This is a genomic window from Cyanobium gracile UHCC 0281, assembly GCF_034931305.1.
Taxonomy (GTDB): domain Bacteria; phylum Cyanobacteriota; class Cyanobacteriia; order PCC-6307; family Cyanobiaceae; genus Cyanobium; species Cyanobium gracile_A.
The window spans coordinates 23,188-40,544 of sequence record NZ_JAYGHY010000023.1 but is presented as its reverse complement, the minus strand read 5'-3'; the positions used below and the strand labels follow the sequence as shown (position 1 = coordinate 40,544).

11 protein-coding genes and 1 tRNA gene are annotated in these 17,357 nt (G+C 67.8%); 4 read left to right on the top strand and 8 right to left on the bottom strand.

What is annotated here, in order from left to right:
- Positions 1-325 precede the first annotated feature (325 nt).
- Positions 326-4,930: a glutamate synthase large subunit gene (gltB, locus tag VB739_RS08845; protein ID WP_323356712.1), complete on the top strand. Its 4,605-nt coding sequence runs from the start codon at positions 326-328 to the stop codon at positions 4,928-4,930.
- A 20-nt stretch (positions 4,931-4,950) separates the two neighbouring features.
- On the opposite strand, the gene VB739_RS08840 is transcribed toward gltB, so the two are convergent.
- Together VB739_RS08840 and lipA are read right to left on the bottom strand one after the other, a co-directional pair.
- A complete protein-coding gene (locus tag VB739_RS08840) occupies positions 4,951-5,292 on the bottom strand; it encodes a hypothetical protein (RefSeq protein WP_323356711.1) in 342 nt (113 codons plus the stop codon).
- Positions 5,293-5,349: 57 nt separating this feature from the next.
- Positions 5,350-6,252, bottom strand: a complete 903-nt coding sequence (gene lipA / locus VB739_RS08835; protein ID WP_323356710.1) for a lipoyl synthase — start codon at positions 6,250-6,252, stop codon at positions 5,350-5,352.
- A gap of 63 nt (positions 6,253-6,315) precedes the next feature.
- On the opposite strand from lipA, the gene VB739_RS08830 reads away from it, so the two are divergent.
- Positions 6,316-6,389 (top strand) — tRNA-Pro (locus VB739_RS08830).
- An 18-nt stretch (positions 6,390-6,407) separates the two neighbouring features.
- Here VB739_RS08830 and cobJ read toward each other — a convergent pair.
- Positions 6,408-8,129: a precorrin-3B C(17)-methyltransferase gene (gene cobJ / locus VB739_RS08825; RefSeq protein WP_323356715.1), complete on the bottom strand. Its 1,722-nt coding sequence runs from the start codon at positions 8,127-8,129 to the stop codon at positions 6,408-6,410.
- A gap of 53 nt (positions 8,130-8,182) precedes the next feature.
- Positions 8,183-9,325 (bottom strand): hypothetical protein, encoded by a 1,143-nt coding sequence (locus VB739_RS08820; protein ID WP_323356709.1) that lies wholly within the window; start codon positions 9,323-9,325, stop codon positions 8,183-8,185.
- A 500-nt stretch (positions 9,326-9,825) separates the two neighbouring features.
- Between VB739_RS08820 and psaA the strand changes: the two genes are divergently transcribed.
- A complete protein-coding gene (gene psaA, locus VB739_RS08815) occupies positions 9,826-12,129 on the top strand; it encodes a photosystem I core protein PsaA (RefSeq protein WP_323356708.1) in 2,304 nt (767 codons plus the stop codon).
- Positions 12,130-12,149: 20 nt separating this feature from the next.
- The gene (gene psaB / locus VB739_RS08810; RefSeq protein WP_323356707.1) at positions 12,150-14,378 is read left to right on the top strand and encodes a photosystem I core protein PsaB; all 2,229 of its coding nucleotides are present in this window, start codon (positions 12,150-12,152) and stop codon (positions 14,376-14,378) included.
- 475 nt (positions 14,379-14,853) lie between these two features.
- Here the strand turns inward: psaB and VB739_RS08805 are convergent, their stop codons facing one another.
- The 4 genes from VB739_RS08805 to VB739_RS08790 form a co-directional block, all read right to left on the bottom strand.
- A complete protein-coding gene (locus VB739_RS08805) occupies positions 14,854-15,345 on the bottom strand; it encodes a photosystem I reaction center subunit XI (RefSeq protein ID WP_323356706.1) in 492 nt (163 codons plus the stop codon).
- 62 nt (positions 15,346-15,407) lie between these two features.
- Positions 15,408-15,524, bottom strand: a complete 117-nt coding sequence (locus VB739_RS08800; RefSeq protein WP_015109434.1) for a photosystem I reaction center subunit VIII — start codon at positions 15,522-15,524, stop codon at positions 15,408-15,410.
- Between the two features lie 83 nt (positions 15,525-15,607).
- Positions 15,608-16,573, bottom strand: coding sequence for a glycosyltransferase family 2 protein (locus VB739_RS08795; RefSeq protein ID WP_323356705.1), 966 nt, complete (start codon positions 16,571-16,573; stop codon positions 15,608-15,610).
- A 55-nt stretch (positions 16,574-16,628) separates the two neighbouring features.
- Complete coding sequence (locus tag VB739_RS08790; protein ID WP_323356704.1) at positions 16,629-17,345, bottom strand: C40 family peptidase; 717 nt, start codon at positions 17,343-17,345, stop codon at positions 16,629-16,631.
- Positions 17,346-17,357: the final 12 nt, after the last annotated feature.

The window sequence follows — 17,357 nt, the reverse complement described above, 5'->3', positions numbered from 1 at the left end:
GGGGTGCGACGTCCGGCAGGGCCGGCGGCATCGGTGGCGCGGCGGCCCTGGTGACCGGTGGGGCTCCGAGCAGGGACAGCAGCGCCAGGGTGATCGGAAGGGTCCTGGCCATGGATTGGGGTCCTGCCGCTGCATAGAAAAAGTTAGTCCCGCTGCTTTGGGGCAGGGGCGGCTGCCTAGGATTCGCAGCTCGCCCTGTCGTCGCGGACACGGCTGCTGCACGGGTGACACGGCAGCTCCCCGGCGGGCCCTTCCTGACCGGCCTCTTTAGGCTTGTTGCTTTCAAGCCATCTCCAGCTCCGTTTCAGCAGCACCAACCCGGCCTATGTCCTCCTCCGCTCCGCTCTGGCCCCATCGCGACAGCTCGTCCCCAGGCCCTGGAGAAACGGACGCGTGCGGTGTCGGCTTCCTGGCCCACCTCGATGGGGTGCCCAACCACTGGGTGCTGCAGCAGGCCCTGCGCGGCCTGCGTTGCATGGAGCACCGGGGCGGCTGCGGCGGGGATGGTGATTCCGGTGATGGAGCCGGGCTGCTCACCGCGATCCCCTGGAGCTATCTGGAGGCCGTCTGGCCGGCGGCCGCCGCCTCCACCGCAATGGTGCGGGGACTGGGGATGCTGTTCCTGCCCGCCGACGAAGAACGGCGCGACCAGGCCCGCCGGATCTGCGACGAGGAGGCTGAGCGCCTCGGACTGCTGAGCCTCGGCTGGCGGGAGGTCCCCATCGTCCCCGAGGTGCTCGGGCCCCTGGCCCGGGAGAACGCCCCCGCCATCGAGCAGTGGCTGCTGGCCGCCCCCGATGCCGTGCCCGGCGTCATGGCTGATGTGGATGCGCTCGAATCGCTGCTGTTCCGCCTGCGGCGCCGCGCCGTCGATCGGGTGCGGGAGGTGTGGGGCGCCGACACCACCGACCTCTATTTCGCCTCGATCAGCGGCCGCACTGTCGTTTACAAGGGCATGGTGCGTTCGGAGGTGCTCGATGCCTTCTACGCCGACCTGCGGGACGAACGCTTCAGCGTCGCCTTCGCGGTGTACCACCGTCGCTTCAGCACCAACACGCTGCCCCGCTGGCCCCTGGCCCAGCCGATGCGCCTGCTGGGCCACAACGGCGAGATCAACACGCTGCTGGGCAACATCAACTGGGCCAGGGCTGCTGAATCCCATCTCGAGGCCGTGTGGGGCGACGCCGCCCGTGACCTGCGGCCCCTGGTCAACGCTGCCTTCAGCGATTCGGCCAACCTCGACGCCACCCTCGAACTGATGGTGCGCAGCGGTCGGCCGATCACCGACAGCCTGCTCACCCTGGTGCCGGAAGCCTTTCGCGACCAGCCCGAGCTCGATGAGCGGCCGGCGATCAAGGCGTTCTACGAATACAGCGCCTGCCTGCAGGAGCCCTGGGACGGCCCCGCCCTGCTGGTGTTCAGTGACGGCCGCATGGTGGGGGCCACCCTCGATCGCAACGGCCTGCGTCCAGCCCGCTATTGCATCACCAGCGACGGCTACGTGGTGATGGGCTCGGAGACGGGCGTGGTGGAGCTGGAAGAATCCCGCATCATCGAGAAAGGGCGCCTCGGCCCCGGTCAGATGCTGGCCGTGGATCTGGAGCAGCACCGGCTGCTGCGCAACTGGGATGTGAAAGAGGAGACCGCGGCGCGGCTGCCCTACGCCGGCTGGCTGCTCGACCATCGCCGCAGCCTCCCCCCCGGCGTCTGGCAGACGCAACACTCCCTGGGCGACCTGGAGCTCCTGCAGCAGCAGACCGCCCATGGCTTCACGGCCGAGGACCTGGATCTGGTGATCGAGGACATGGCCGGCCAGGGCAAGGAACCCACCTATTGCATGGGGGATGACATCCCCCTAGCGGTGCTCTCCTCGAAGCCCCACCTCCTCTACGACTACTTCAAGCAGCGCTTCGCCCAGGTCACCAACCCCCCCATCGACCCGCTGCGCGAGAAGCTGGTCATGAGCCTGGAGATGCACCTCGGCCGGCGCGGTTCAGCCCTGCGGCCGGACGCCTCCGGCGCCGCCGTGCTGCACCTCACGTCCCCGGTGCTCAACGAAGCCGAACTGCAGGACCTCGGCTCCTTCGGCCTCGGGCTCACGACCCTCTCCACGCTCCTGTCGCTGGCCAGCGGCCCCGACGGACTGGAGCAGGCCCTGCACCGTCTCTGCTTCGAGGCGGAGGCGGCTGTGCGCAGCGGTACCCAGATCCTGGTGCTCTCCGACCGCACAGGCGGCGGCATCACCGCCGGCACCACGGCCATTCCTCCCTTGCTGGGGGTTGGCGCTGTGCACCACCACCTGCTGCGGCTCGGCCTGCGCCTGCAGTGCTCCCTGGTGGTGGACACCGCCCAGTGCTGGAGCACCCACCACCTGGCCTGCCTGATCGGCTATGGCGCCAGTGCCGTCTGCCCGTGGCTCACCTGGGAGACCACCCGCCACTGGCTGGCCCACCCCCGCACCCAGTCGATGATCGAACGGGGCAAACTGCCTCCCCTCGACGCCGATAAGGCCCAGGCCAATGTGCGCAAGGCCCTCGAGGAGGGGTTGCGCAAGATCCTCTCCAAGATCGGCATCTCCCTGCTCGCCAGCTACCACGGCGCCCAGATCTTCGAGGCCATCGGCATCGGCGCCGATCTCATCGATCTGGCCTTCACCGGCACCACCAGCCGGGTGGCCGGCCTCAGCCTGCACGACCTGGCCAGCGAGACCCTGGCGTTCCATGCCAAGGCCTACCCGGAGCTGCACCGCACCAAGCTGGAGTTCATGGGCTTTGTGCAGTACCGCACCGGTGGGGAGTTCCACCTCAACAATCCGGACATGTCCAAGGCCCTGCACGCCGCTGTGGCGGCGGGCCCCGGCTACGACCATTTCTCCACCTACCGCACCCTGCTGGAAAACCGGCCGGTGACGGCCCTGCGGGACCTGCTCGAGCTCAGGCCGGCTGCGGTGCCTCTGCCGATCGAGCAGGTGGAGAGTGTCGAGAGCATCTGCAGCCGCTTCTGCACCGGTGGCATGAGCCTGGGGGCCCTCTCCCGGGAGGCCCACGAGGTACTGGCGGTGGCGATGAACCGCATCGGCGGCAAGAGCAACTGCGGCGAAGGCGGCGAGGATCCGGCCCGCTACCACCCCCTCCACGACGTCGACGGCGAGGGCCATTCGCCCACCCTCCCCAGCTTGCGCGGACTGCAGAACGGCGACAGCGCCTGCTCCGCCATCAAGCAGATCGCCTCAGGGCGTTTCGGCGTCACCCCGGCCTACCTGCGCAGCGGCCGCCAGCTGGAGATCAAGGTGGCCCAGGGCGCCAAGCCCGGCGAAGGCGGGCAGCTGCCTGGCCCCAAGGTGGACGCCTACATCGCCTGGCTGCGCAACAGCAAGCCGGGCGTGGCGCTGATCTCACCGCCGCCCCACCACGACATCTATTCGATCGAGGATCTGGCCCAGCTGATCCACGACCTGCACCAGGTGAATCCCGCCGCCCGGGTCTCGGTGAAGCTGGTGGCCGAGATCGGCATCGGCACGATCGCCGCCGGGGTGGCCAAGGCCAACGCCGACGTGATCCAGATCTCCGGCCACGACGGTGGCACCGGAGCCTCGCCGCTGAGTTCGATCAAGCATGCCGGCAGCCCCTGGGAGCTGGGTCTGACGGAAGTGCACCGCAGCCTGCTGGAGAACGGCCTGCGGGACCGGGTGCTGCTGCGGGCCGATGGGGGTCTCAAGAGCGGCTGGGACGTGCTGATCGCCGCCCTGCTGGGGGCCGAGGAGTACGGCTTCGGCTCCGTGGCCATGATCGCCGAGGGCTGCATCATGGCCCGCGTCTGCCACACCAACAATTGCCCGGTGGGGGTCGCCACCCAGAAGGAAGCCCTGCGCAAGCGCTTCACCGGCCTGCCTGAGCACGTCGTCAATTTCTTCGTCTTCGTGGCCGAGGAAGTGCGCCAGCTGCTCAGCGTGCTCGGCGTGGCTCGCCTTGAGGACCTGATTGGCCGCACCGATCTGCTGGCGCATCGCGACGTCCACCTCACCAAGACCGGTGCCCTGGATCTCTCCTGCCTGCTCGATCCGATTCCTGCGGCCGCCGACCGCTCCTGGCTGCGCCACGACGACGTCGCCCACGACAACGGCCCGGTGCTTGAGGATGCCTTGCTCGCCGATCCGGAGGTGCGCGCGGCGATCGACGCCCACGGCCATGTGGTGCGTCAGCTGCCGATCGTCAACACCGACCGCAGCGTGGGCGCCCGCCTGAGCGGCGAGATTGCTGCCCTGCACGGCAACACCGGGTTCCAGGGGGGCCTGGCCCTCACCTTCCACGGCGCGGCCGGGCAGAGCTTCGGTGCCTTCGTGCTCCAGGGCATGGACCTGCGCCTGGTGGGGGAGGCCAACGATTACGTGGGCAAAGGCATCAACGGCGGCCGCATCACGGTGGTGCCTCCGGCCGGTGTCACCGATCCCGGTGACCAGGTGATCCTCGGCAACACCTGTCTGTACGGCGCCACGGGCGGCGAGCTGTTCGCCCTCGGCCGGGCCGGTGAACGCTTTGCCGTGCGCAACAGCGGTGCACGCACCGTGGTGGAGGGGGTTGGCGACCACTGCTGCGAGTACATGACAGGCGGCGTGGTGGTGGTCCTGGGCGGCACCGGCCGCAACGTGGCCGCCGGCATGACCGGCGGCGTGGCCTTCCTGCTCGATGAGAGCGGTGGCCTGGCGGCCCGCCTCAATCCGGAGTCGGTGGAGCTGGTGCCCCTCACCACCCCCGAGCAGGAAGCGCTGCTGCGGCCCCTGCTGGAGGACCACCTGCAGGCCACCGGCAGCACCAGGGCGGCGGCGATCCTGGCCGACTGGCCCACCTGGAAGGGGCGCTTCCAGGTGCTGGTGCCCCCCAGCGAGAAGGCCGCCGTGGGTCTGGCCCAACGGCAAGCGGTGGCGGCCTGAGTCGGGCCTGCAGGTCAGGCTCAGAAGTCGTCGTAGACCTTCTTGAACGCGGCGAAGGTGTCGTCGTTGTTCATGCCGGCGACGGCGATCGACGCGGCACTCAGCTTTGTGCTGCAGCTGATCGAGAGGGCCATCGGAAGGCTGGTGTGGTCGGCGTACACGGAGCGGTTCTCACCGGTGCCGAGCACCTGGACATCGTCGCTGAAGCCGTTCTTGCTGGCCACCCTCTTGGCGTTGTCCACGCAGGCCATCAGGTCGTTCACCCCCAGCACCACATCCGAATAGACGTGCGGCACGGCCAGGGCAGGCTCCCCTGGTGCGAGCAGGCCCATCAGCAGGCCGAGGGAGGCGAGTTTGCTCATGACCGGACCAGGGGGCTGCGACGTCCCAATCCTGCATCGTGTCCGGTTCTGTTCTGATCAGCGGGGGTGCTCGCGCATCAGGCGCCGTACCTCGCCGGCGTGGTAGCTGCTTCTGGTGAGCGGACTGCTCACCACCTGCAGGAAGCCGAGGTCGGTTTCGCCATGGCGGCGGAAGTCTTCGAACACGTCAGGGGAGACGAAGCGCTGCACCGGCAGGTGTTTGGGACCGGGGGAGAGGTACTGGCCGATCGTGACGATGTCGACGGCGTGGGCGCGCAGATCGGCCATCACCCCCTGCACCTCGGCATCGTTTTCCCCCAGGCCCACCATCAACCCTGATTTGGTGTAAGTGCGCGGCCAGCCGTCCCGCACCCGGCGCAGCAGCTCCAGCGAGCGTTCGTACACCCCCTGGGGCCGCACCTGCCGGTAGAGCCGGGGCACGGTTTCGATGTTGTGGTTGAGCACCTCCGGTGCCGCCGCCATCACCACCGCCAGAGCCTCCCAGGTGCCGCAGAGATCCGGCAGCAGCACCTCGATCGTGGTCAGGGGCGCGTTGCGGCGCACGGCCTCGATGCAGGCGACGAACTGGCTGGCGCCGCCATCGGCCAGGTCGTCCCGGTTGACCGAGGTGATCACCACATGGCTCAGGCCCAGGCGCCGCACCGCTTCCCCCAGTCGCTCGGGCTCGGTGGGATCCAGCGACCGCACGCTGCGGTCGAAGTCGATGTCGCAGTAGGGACAGGCCCGGGTGCAGCCCGGCCCCATGATCAGGAAGGTGGCGGTGCCGCCGGCGAAGCACTCGCCGATGTTCGGGCAGCTGGCCTCCTGGCAGACCGTGTTGAGCTTGAGGTCGACCAGCAGGTCCGCCACCGCCCCGATCCGCTCCCGCTGCGGCGCCTTGACCCGCAACCAGGGGGGCTTGGCCGGGGCGGGCCGGGGGTCGCTGATGGTCACGGGCATCGCTGGGCTGGGCGGACTGTAGGCAGGGCTGTCGCTGCGCTCCATCCCTTAAAGTCTCGCTATCGGGATGTGGCGCAGCTTGGTAGCGCACTTCGTTCGGGACGAAGGGGCCGCAGGTTCGAATCCTGTCATCCCGATTTTTTTGACGCCTCCCCTCAGGCCAGAGCCGCCCCCGGGTAGCCCCGGGGGGTGACCATGCGGCCGTCCTGGACACGGGTGGAGCTGTTGCCGATCAGGACCAGGGTGAGCATGTCCACCTGGTCCTGGGGCAGAGAACCCAGGGTGTGCAGGCTGAGCGTCTCTTCGGCCCGCCCCAGCTGACGGGCCAGCAGCACCGGCGTGGTGGCCGGTCGGCCCTCGCCCAGCAGTTCGATGGCCCGGCCCAGCTGCCAGGGCCTGCCCAGGGAACGGGGGTTGTAGAGGGCCACCACGAAATCGCCGCTGGCGGCGCCCTTCAACCTCCGTTCGATCACCTCCCAGGGGGTGAGGCGGTCGCTGAGGCTGATCGTGCAGAAATCGTGCATCAGCGGCGCGCCGGCCCGGGCGGCGGCCAGCTGCAGGGCCGACAGTCCCGGGTGCACCGTGAAGGCGGGGCGGTCGAGGACCGGAAGCTGCAGCCAGAGCTCCAGGGCCAGTCCTGCCATGCCGTAGATGCCGCTGTCTCCTGAGGAGATCAGCGCCACGTCGAGGCCCTGTCGGGCCAGGTCGAGGGCCTCGGCGCAACGGGCCGTCTCTTCGGTCAGGCGGCCCTCGCGGCGCAGCTGGTCGGGTCGCCTGAGCGGTTCAAGCAGGTCGAGGTAGAGCCCGTAGCCCACCCACACCGTCGTGGTGGCCAACGCCTGGCGGGCTTCGCCACTGAGCAGGGCGATCGCACCCGGACCACTTCCCACCAACTGCAGACTTCCCCGCTGCGGCGCCCATTGGCGTCCGGCCAGGGCCACCGCCAGGGTGGCGGCACCCCGCTCCCCGGCCCCGGCGCGTCCGATCCGCTTCTCCACCAGCAGGCGGGCCGGCCCCCCCGCCTGGGCCGCCGCCTGGAGGGCGGCGGCCTCGGCCACGCTCGGCGTGCCCATCTCCCTGGCCACCGCCTCGGAGGGATGGGGGACGGTCACCCCCGCCAGGGTGGGGGCGTCGTAGAGGCGCAGGGGCCAGCCCCGCTGCTCTGCCAGGGCCAGCAGAGCCGGCTCATCCCCCTTGCGATCGATGCTGGCCAGGCCGGCCACGGCCTCGGGGGCCAGCCCCTGCTGCGCCAGCCCCTCTGCCACGAGGCGTTCCAGCACCGCCAGGCTCGTGTTCCGCTCGCAGCCGACGCCCAGCCACAGGCCGGGGGGATGCCAGCGGCAGCCGTCGCCACCGTGGGGGCTGATCACCAGAGCCGCCGGGCCGGCCGCCTCTGCGCTGCCGGCGGCCTCCAGCGACTGCCAGAGGGTATTGCCGCTCTCCTGCCGCAGGCTGATCTGGTCGCCGCGGGCCGCCCCCACCATCAGGCCGCGCCAGTCGCCCTCGCCCCGGCGCCATCCCCAGGCCTGGCCGAAGGCATCCAGGGGCAGCCGGCCTCGGGCGGCGCTGGCGCCGGTGAGCACGGCCTCGCCGCCGATCAGGGCGGCGATCGCCTGGCTGAGCCGATCGCCACCGGCGGCATGGCCCCCCAGCAGCGGCACGACGAAACGGCCCTGGGGATCCACCACCAGCACGGCCGGATCGCTGTCTTTGTCAGCAATCAGGGGGGCGATCAGCCGGGTCACCAAGCCGCAGGCCCCGACAGCCACCACCGCTTCGGCGGTCCCCCAGTGCTCCGCCAGCCAGACGGCCGCCGCCGCATCCTCCGGGCCGCGCACGGTCTGCAGCAGGCCGGCCTGGGTGAGCTGTTGCAGCATCGGTGTGGCCGTCGGCCCGAAGCCGAGGCCGATGATGGCGCGTTGGCTGACGGTCACGGCTCCACGCTCCCATCCAGGGGGGGCTCGGCCAGCTCAGCACTGGCTGAGGGCACCGATGGGTTGGGACGGTCCGCAGGCGCAGTCTCGATCTCGGCCGGGTTCTCGCCCTCCGTCTGGACCTCGGTTCCCAGCCCGGTTGCGGCATCTTGCCCAGCATCGGTCAGGGCCTCGGTCTCCACGTCGGGGGCTGATTCCTGCGTCGTCTCTGGTTCTGGCTCTGGTTCGGGCATGGGCTCGGTCTCCGGCTCCGGATCCGGCGCGGCAGGCGGTGGGGCCTCGCCCAGCAGGATGGCCAGCTCAGCGGGCTGCAGTCGGCCCCCTTGCCAGCGGGGGGCTTCGGCGCCGGCCTCCAGGATCACTTCCGATACCAGGCTGTTGAACGGTGGGTTGAGCGGCTCGCCGAGCCCATCGAGCAGGTCGAGCTGAATCGCATTGCTGCCGCTGCGCCAGCCCTCCAGCCACAGGGGCGTCTGTTGATCCAGCAGGACGCTGTCGCCGTTGAGGCTGACGCGCAGCCGCCAGCTGGCGTCACCGCTGCGCAGGTTCTGCAGGGGGGCGTCCAACAACAGCCAGTCGAGCAGCAGGGGCGTGCCGGACGCCGTCCCCCGGGGGCTGACGGCGATCAGCTGGGGACTGCCAGGGGCAGGTTGGCTCAAGGGGTTGGCCGCGACCCTGTGAAGCCGGATCTGGCGCTGGGCCCCGGGGCCCTTCACCGCCTCGCCCCAGGGCCTGGCGGCATAGACGGTGAGCCGATGGCTGCCCGGCTCCAGAGGCCGCATGGTGGTGCTGGTGTCTGTGAGCGGCAGGGGGGGATCCCCATCCAGCTGCACCACCACGTGCGGGCCGAGGCCGAGGCGGCCGGCGTCCACCAGGGGCCAGTCCTCCACCTTCAACCGCAGGGTCCAGGGACCGGCCGGCAGCAGGGCACCGTCGGCGGGGGAGAGGATCTCCAGCCGGGGCCGCCGCCCGTCCAGGGCCTCCTGCAGCTGCTGCACCGCCAGGGGTGGCGCCACCTCCTGCTGGCTGGAACGCCCCACCGCCAGGGGAGTGGTGTCCGTAGCCGGCGTGCGGCGGCCCGGCAGGTTGAACGCCAGGGCGGCCGGCGGTGCCACGCTCAGCGCCAGCAGCAGAACCATCGTCAGCAGGCCGGCCCAGAGACAGGACCTCCCGGCCCCTCGCCCTGCGTTTCCTTGCCTCTGACCCCTGTCGCTCACGCGGGCTGCCTCAACCGTGGCGCCATTCTGCTTCGGGGCCCGAACGGGGCAGATCAGCTGTCGAAATGGCCGAACAATGCAGCAAGCGGTTATAAAAACCCACGGATTTTCTGATTGTTACGTTGTTGACAACATGCGGTCAGACCGCTGTCGCAGCCTTGGAACCGCTGGGATTAAACCTTTGTAACTGGCGGCCGATTCGCCTTGTTTTCGACCCCTATACTTCCGCCAGCGGTCCCCTTTCGGGGCCCAAAGCCCCAGTCGTGGCAAGGGATTTCCCTCACCTCACGACTGGTGCCCATGGTCGGGTCTTCCCGGTCATGGGGCCCACCGATGGGGCCGGGACGGTCGCATGACCTGTCTCCGGCGTCCGTCGAAGGGGTGGACCTCCACCTCGACCCCGTCCCTCGAGGAACGTCTCGATGACCATCAGCCCACCAGAGCGTGGGAAAACGGCGAAGGACATGGTTGACCGGAACCCCGTTCCTGTCGACTTCGATGTTCTCGGCAAGCCCGGGCACTTCGATCGCTCCCTCGCCAAAGGTCCCAAAACCACCACCTGGGTTTGGAACCTCCACGCCAACGCTCACGATTTCGACAGCCACACGAGCGATCTTGAAGAGGTCTCCCGGAAGATCTTCAGCGCTCACTTCGGCCATCTGGCCGTCATTTTCATCTGGTTGAGCGGCGCCTTCTATCACGGAGCCCGCTTCTCCAACTACACCGGCTGGCTGGCCGACCCCCTGCACGTCAAACCCAGTGCCCAGGTGGTCTGGCCGATCTTCGGCCAGGAAATTCTCAATGGCGATGTGGGTGCCGGCTTCCACGGCATCCAGATCACCTCCGGCCTCTTCCACGTGTGGAGAGCCTGGGGTTTCACCAGTGAGTTCCAGCTCCTGTGCACCGCCATCGGTGCCCTGGTGATGGCCGGCCTGATGCTCAACGCCGGTGTCTTCCACTACCACAAGGCAGCGCCGAAGCTGGAATGGTTCCAGAACGTTGAGTCCATGCTCAACCACCACCTGGCCGGCCTGCTCGGGCTCGGGTCCCTGTCCTGGACAGGCCACCTGCTGCACGTGTCGCTGCCCACCACCCAGTTGATGGATGCCATCGACGCCGGCAGCCCGCTGGTGTTGAACGGCAAGACCATCGCTTCGGTGGCCGACATCCCGCTCCCCCACGAGTTTCTCAACCAGGATCTGCTGACCCAGTTGTTCCCCGGCTTCGGCGCGGGGATCTCCGCCTTCTTCACCGGCAACTGGGCCGCCTACAGCGATTTCCTCACCTTCAAGGGTGGTCTGAATCCTGTGACCGGCAGCCTCTGGATGACCGACATCGCCCATCACCATCTGGCGATCGCGGTGCTGTTCATCGTGGCTGGCCACATGTATCGCACCAACTGGGGCATCGGCCACAGCATCAAGGAAATTCTCGAGGGCCAGAAGGGCGATCCCCTGCTGTTCCCCGCGCCCAAAGGTCACGATGGGCTCTACGAATTCCTGACCACCTCCTGGCACGCCCAGCTGGGTCTGAACCTCGCACTCTTGGGTTCGCTCACGATCATCGTGGCGCACCACATGTATGCGATGCCGCCGTATCCCTACATCGGTATCGACTACCCGACCCAGCTGTCGCTGTTCACTCACCACATGTGGATCGGCGGCTTCTTCATCGTCGGAGCCGGTGCCCACTCGGCCATCGCACTCATCCGCGACTATGACCCGGCCAAGAACATCGACAACGTGCTGGATCGGGTGCTGAAAGCCCGTGACGCCCTGATCAGCCACCTCAACTGGGTGTGCATTTTCCTGGGCTTCCACAGCTTCGGCCTCTACATCCACAACGACACCATGAGTGCCCTGGGACGTCCCCAGGACATGTTTAGTGACACCGCGATCCAGCTGAAGCCCGTCTTCGCGCAATGGATCCAGGGTCTGCACGCCGCTGCCGCCGGCACCACCGCTCCCAACGCGCTGGCCGGTGTGAGCGAAGTGTTCAACGGCACCATCGTGGCCGTTGGCGGCAAGGTGGCCGCCGCGCCGATCCCCCTGGGAACGGCCGACTTCATGGTCCACCACATCCATGCCTTCACGATCCACGTCACCGTGCTGATCCTTCTGAAGGGTGTGTTGTATGCGCGCAGCTCCCGCCTCGTCCCCGACAAGGCGAACCTGGGCTTCCGCTTCCCCTGCGACGGCCCCGGCCGTGGCGGTACCTGTCAGGTGTCGGCCTGGGACCACGTGTTCCTCGGCCTGTTCTGGATGTACAACTCCCTGTCGATCGTCATCTTCCACTTCAGCTGGAAGATGCAGAGCGACGTGTGGGGCACCGTCAATGCCGACGGCACCGTCCAGCACATCACCAACGGCAACTTCGCCCAAGGCGCCATCACCATCAATGGTTGGCTCCGGGACTTCCTGTGGGCCCAGGCCGCTCAGGTGCTGAACAGCTACGGCTCGTCCTCCAGTGCCTACGGTCTGATGTTCCTGGGTGCCCACTTCGTCTGGGCCTTCAGCCTCATGTTCCTCTTCAGTGGCCGCGGCTACTGGCAGGAACTGATCGAGTCCATCGTCTGGGCTCACAACAAGCTGAAGGTGGCTCCCGCCATCCAACCGCGGGCGCTTTCCATCACCCAAGGCCGTGCCGTCGGTGTCGCCCACTATCTGCTGGGCGGTATCGCGACAACCTGGGCCTTCTTCCTGTCCCGACTCATCGCGGTCGGCTGACCTCCACCTGACCTTTCCCAATGGCAACGAAATTTCCTTCGTTCAGCCGGGGTCTGGCACAGGACCCGACAACCCGCCGTATCTGGTACGGCATCGCCACGGCTCACGACTTCGAGAGCCATGACGGAATGACGGAGGAGCGGCTTTACCAAAAGCTGTTCTCCACCCACTTCGGTCACCTGGCGATCATCGGCCTCTGGGTTTCGGGAAACCTGTTCCATATCGCCTGGCAGGGCAACTTCGAGCAGTGGGTCGCCGATCCGCTGCATGTACGTCCCATCGCTCATGCGATCTGGGATCCCCACTTCGGGCAGGGCGCCATTGACGCCTTCACCCAGGCGGGCGCTTCCTCCCCGGTGAACATCGCCTATTCCGGTCTGTACCACTGGTGGTACACGATCGGCATGACGACCAACATGGAGCTCTATCAGGGTTCCATCTTCATGCTGATCCTGTCGGCATGGGCCCTGTTCGCCGGCTGGCTCCATCTCCAGCCCAAGTTCCTGCCTTCCCTGGCCTGGTTCAAGAACGCTGAATCGCGGCTCAACCATCACCTGGCTGTGCTGTTCGGCTTCAGTTCCATCGCCTGGACCGGTCACCTGGTCCACGTCGCCATCCCCGAATCCAGGGGACAGCACGTCGGGTGGGACAACTTCCTCTCGGTCTCGCCTCACCCCGCCGGTCTGGCTCCGTTCTTCACCGGCAACTGGGGCGTCTATGCCCAGAACCCCGACACCGCCAATCAGGTGTTCGGTACCTCGGATGGAGCAGGCACCGCGATCCTCACCTTCCTGGGTGGTTTCCACCCCCAGACCGAAGCGCTGTGGCTCACGGACATCGCCCACCACCACCTGGCCATCGGCTGCATCTTCGTGATCGCCGGCCACATGTACCGGACCAACTTCGGTATCGGCCACTCGATCCGCGAGATCCTCGAAGCCCACAACCCGCCGAAGGGCACTCCCTTTGGTGGAGCCCTGGGCGCAGGCCACAAGGGCCTCTACGACACCGTCAACAACTCCCTGCACTTCCAGCTGGGCCTGGCCCTGGCGGCCTTGGGAGTTGTGACCAGCCTGGTGGCGCAGCACATGTACGCGCTGCCGTCCTATGCGTTCATCGCCAAGGACTACACCACCCAGGCGGCCCTCTACACCCACCACCAGTACATCGCCATCTTCCTGATGTGCGGGGCCTTCGCCCACGGTGCGATCTTCTTCATCCGCGACTACGACCCGGAAGCCAACAAGGACAACGTTCTTGCCCGGATGCTCGAGCACAAGGAAGCCATCATCAGCCATCTCAGCTGGGTCTCCCTGTTTCTCGGCTTCCACACCCTGGGTCTCTACGTCCACAACGACGTGGTGGTCGCCTTCGGCACCCCCGAGAAGCAGATCCTGATCGAGCCGGTGTTCGCCCAGTTCGTCCAGGCCTCGAGCGGCAAAGCCCTCTACGGCATGGATATCCTGCTGGCCAACTCGGACAGCATCGCCTCGACGGCGTGGCCCAACAACGGCGCCGTCTGGCTGCCGGGTTGGCTGGATGCCATCAATGCAGGCAACAACTCCCTGTTCCTGCAGATCGGCCCTGGTGACTTCCTGGTCCACCACGCCATCGCCCTGGGTCTGCACACCACCACCCTGATCCTGGTGAAGGGGGCCCTGGATGCCCGGGGTTCCAAGCTGATGCCCGACAAGAAGGACTTCGGCTACTCCTTCCCCTGCGACGGCCCCGGCCGTGGCGGCACCTGCGACATCTCGGCCTGGGACGCCTTCTATCTGGCCGTCTTCTGGGCCCTGAACACCGTGGGTTGGGTCACCTTCTACTGGCACTGGAAGCACCTCGCCATCTGGCAGGGCAACGTGGCCCAGTTCAACGAATCCAGCACCTATCTCATGGGCTGGTTCCGGGACTATCTGTGGCTCAACAGCTCCCAGCTGATCAACGGGTACAACCCGATGGGATCCAACAACCTGGCCGTCTGGGCCTGGATGTTCCTCTTCGGTCACCTGGTGTGGGCCACCGGCTTCATGTTCCTGATCTCCTGGCGGGGTTACTGGCAGGAGCTGATCGAAACCATCGTCTGGGCGCATCAGCGCACGCCCCTCGCCAACCTGGTGGGCTGGCGCGACAAGCCCGTCGCTCTCTCGATCGTTCAGGCCCGTGTGGTGGGTCTCGCCCACTTCACGATCGGCTACATCCTTACGTACGCGGCCTTCCTGATCGCGTCCACGTCAGGCAAGTTCGGCTGAGCCTCGGCTCCCGGACCTGTTCTTTGCCCCTTCTCGAATCTTCGAGGGACCTCCATACCCCCGGTGACCACCGGGGGTTTTTTCTTGTCTTGGCTTGTCGTTGATGGATCAGGTCCGATGATTCAGGTCACTGGTGCGGTCGGTTGATGGGGGTTGGTTGCTGCATCCAAGCAGCTCTCTGGGACCACCGGCATGGTCGTTGTGGTTGCAAATCACGCTCTCCAACAAGTTCTGCGTGCTCAACCGCCTATGCAGTTCGGCATGGTTCTCAGGCCGTTGACAATGGAATCCGCCTCACGTCGATTGCGGCATCAGCCACGTCCGCGTGCCGGTCATTCTTCCAGTCGTGGCGCTGGCTCCAGAGGCGACATTCAGTCGGAATGACTCTCCGAAGAGCCTGAACTCTCCACTTCAGGGCCAATAAAAAACCCTGCCGAGGCAGGGTTTTGAAGGCATCCGGTGGGGCAGGGCTGGATCAGCCGACGCTCCAGACGCCACCGGCGATGTTGGCCAGCGGCGATTGGATGGCGGTGCTGCAGAGGAACCAGGCGAAGGCGGCGCCACCGCAGCCACCCAACCAGAAGCCGCTGGCGAATTCCGCCCAGCCGGCTTTGGTGAACAGGTCGGCGGGAGGGTTGTCGATGGTGGCGTCAGCGGGCTGGACGCTGGGGCCGCTGCCGGCGGTGCCGTAAATCGACAGACAGATGGTCAGGATCGACACCAGGCCGATGGCGGCGAGCAGGCCGGCGGTGCTGGCGAACTCGGTGGCACGCAGGGGGCCGGTGTAGGCGAAGGGCCCGTAGAGGAAGTAGCCGTGGGCCATGCCCACCTCAAGACCACGACGGTTGGGGGAGAGGGAGGGCCGATACGCCGGCAGGGCGTTCAGAAAGGCCTTGGTGAAATAGCTGCTGTTAACGGGGGTGGCCAGATTGCCGACGGTTGGGTCGGCGACGGGGGTCACGGTCATGGGGGGCGGATCAGGGGGTCGTCGGAAGGGGAGGCGAGTGACGCTGCGGCCTGGGCCGGTCGTCAGTCGGTCGCCTCGATCACGTTGAACAGCAGGGCCATGGCCACCGCTGCGCCGAGGATTCCCACCAGGGGAACCATCACGGACGGCATCCAGGCAACGGCAAATTCACCAGTCATGGCTTGGGCCAATAGGAACCGCCGGTACTGTAAGGACCCCTTCCTGTCTGGCTTCTCAGGGGAGCGGGGGGCGACATAAAAGTTCAGCCGGCGCTGCCGCGCAGCGTGGCCCGCACCCGGTAGATCGGTCGGCCCTGGCTCTCGTGGTAGGTGCGCATCTGCAGTTCCGCCAGCAACCCGAAACTGAACAGCTGCACCCCGCTGAGGATCGCCAGCACGGCCATCAGCAACAGGGGACGGTTGCCGATGTCGGCCCCCAGCAGCAGCTTCTCGCCCACCAGCCATAAGGCGATGGCCAGGCCCGCCCCCAGGGCCAGCAGGCCGGCGAAGCCGAACACATGCATCGGCCGCGTCAGGAACCGCTTCATGAACCACACCGTCAGCAGGTCCATCAACACCCGGAAGGTGCGGTCGATGCCGTAGTTGCTGCGCCCGTAGAGACGGGCCTGGTGGGACACCCTCACCTCGCCGATACGGGCGCCCTCGATGAAGGCCAGGGCCGGCAGGAAGCGGTGCAGTTCCCCGTACAGGTTCATGTCGCTGACCACCTCCCGCCGGTACGCCTTCAGGGAGCAGCCGTAGTCGTGCAGCTGCACCCCGGTGACCCGGGCGATCAGACGGTTGGCCACCAGGGAGGGCAGCAGCCGGTTGAGGGCCCCGTCCTGGCGCTGCTGCCGCCAACCGCTCACCAGGTCGAGGTCGTCCTGCTCCAGCCGGGCCAGCAGCAGCGGGATGTCGGCGGGATCGTTCTGGAGGTCGCCGTCGAGGGTGACGATCACCCCACCGCCGCTGGCATCGAAGCCGGCCGCCATGGCGGCCGTCTGCCCGTAGTTACGCCGCAACAACACGGCCACCAGTTCCGGCACCTGGCCGGCCAGGTGCCGCAGCACGGCCTGGGTACCGTCCTTGGATCCGTCATCCACCAGCACCAGCTCGAATGGCCGGCCCAGGGGCCTCAGGGACGCCAGCAGCTTCTCCACCAGCAGGGGCACGCTGGCCTCCTCGTTGTAGAGGGGCACCACCACCGACAGGCTGGCGGTCTCCGCCATGGCCCCTCCCAGCTCAGGCTGCACGGTACCCGCCCCGGGTCCCGGGCCCCTGTGCTCAGGGAGGCAGGGGACTGCCGTCGTGGCTGTGCATCACCCGCCCCGCGCCCCGCAGTTCGGCCCGGTAATGGCAGGCCACCGGATCCCGGTTGCGGGGATTGAGGTCGTCGATGCCGATGCCGTCACGGCCGTGCTGGCGACCGGAGCTGTGCAGGTAGCGGCCGCCGCCCAGGTGCAGGGCCACGTGGGTGCAGCGCCGCGGGGTGCCGAAGAAGAGCAGATCCCCCGGCAGCAGCAGGCTGGTGACGCCGCTGGCCACCGCCACCGGACGGCAGAAGCGCTCCTGCAGATAGGCATCCCGGGGCAGCCAGATGCCGGCCTGGGCGAAGGCGGTCTGCACCAGCCCCGAGCAGTCGAAATCGGGGCCCAGGGTGCCCCCCCAGAGGTAGCGGTTGGGTTGGTGACGGGCAGCCTCGGCGAAGGCGAGCACCGCCTCCAGGCGGGCGGCGATCCTGGCGCGGTCGAGGCGGGGCAGCGGCGGCGGCGGGGCGGGGTGGCCGTGGCTCTCGAGGGCGAGCGCCTCCACCCAGCAGGGGTAGCCGTCCTCGTGCAGCCGCACCCGCAGGCGGGTCTCGGCGCTGTCGAGCACCCGCAGATGCCGGCCCGCCTGGATCTCGGTGGCCAGGCCCGGGCCCTGCGACCGGCTGTAGGCCGGCAGCGGCCGGCTCAGGGTCCAGGTACGGCCCGGCGCCGGCAGGGTGCCTAAGGTCGCCATCGCAAGGTGCCG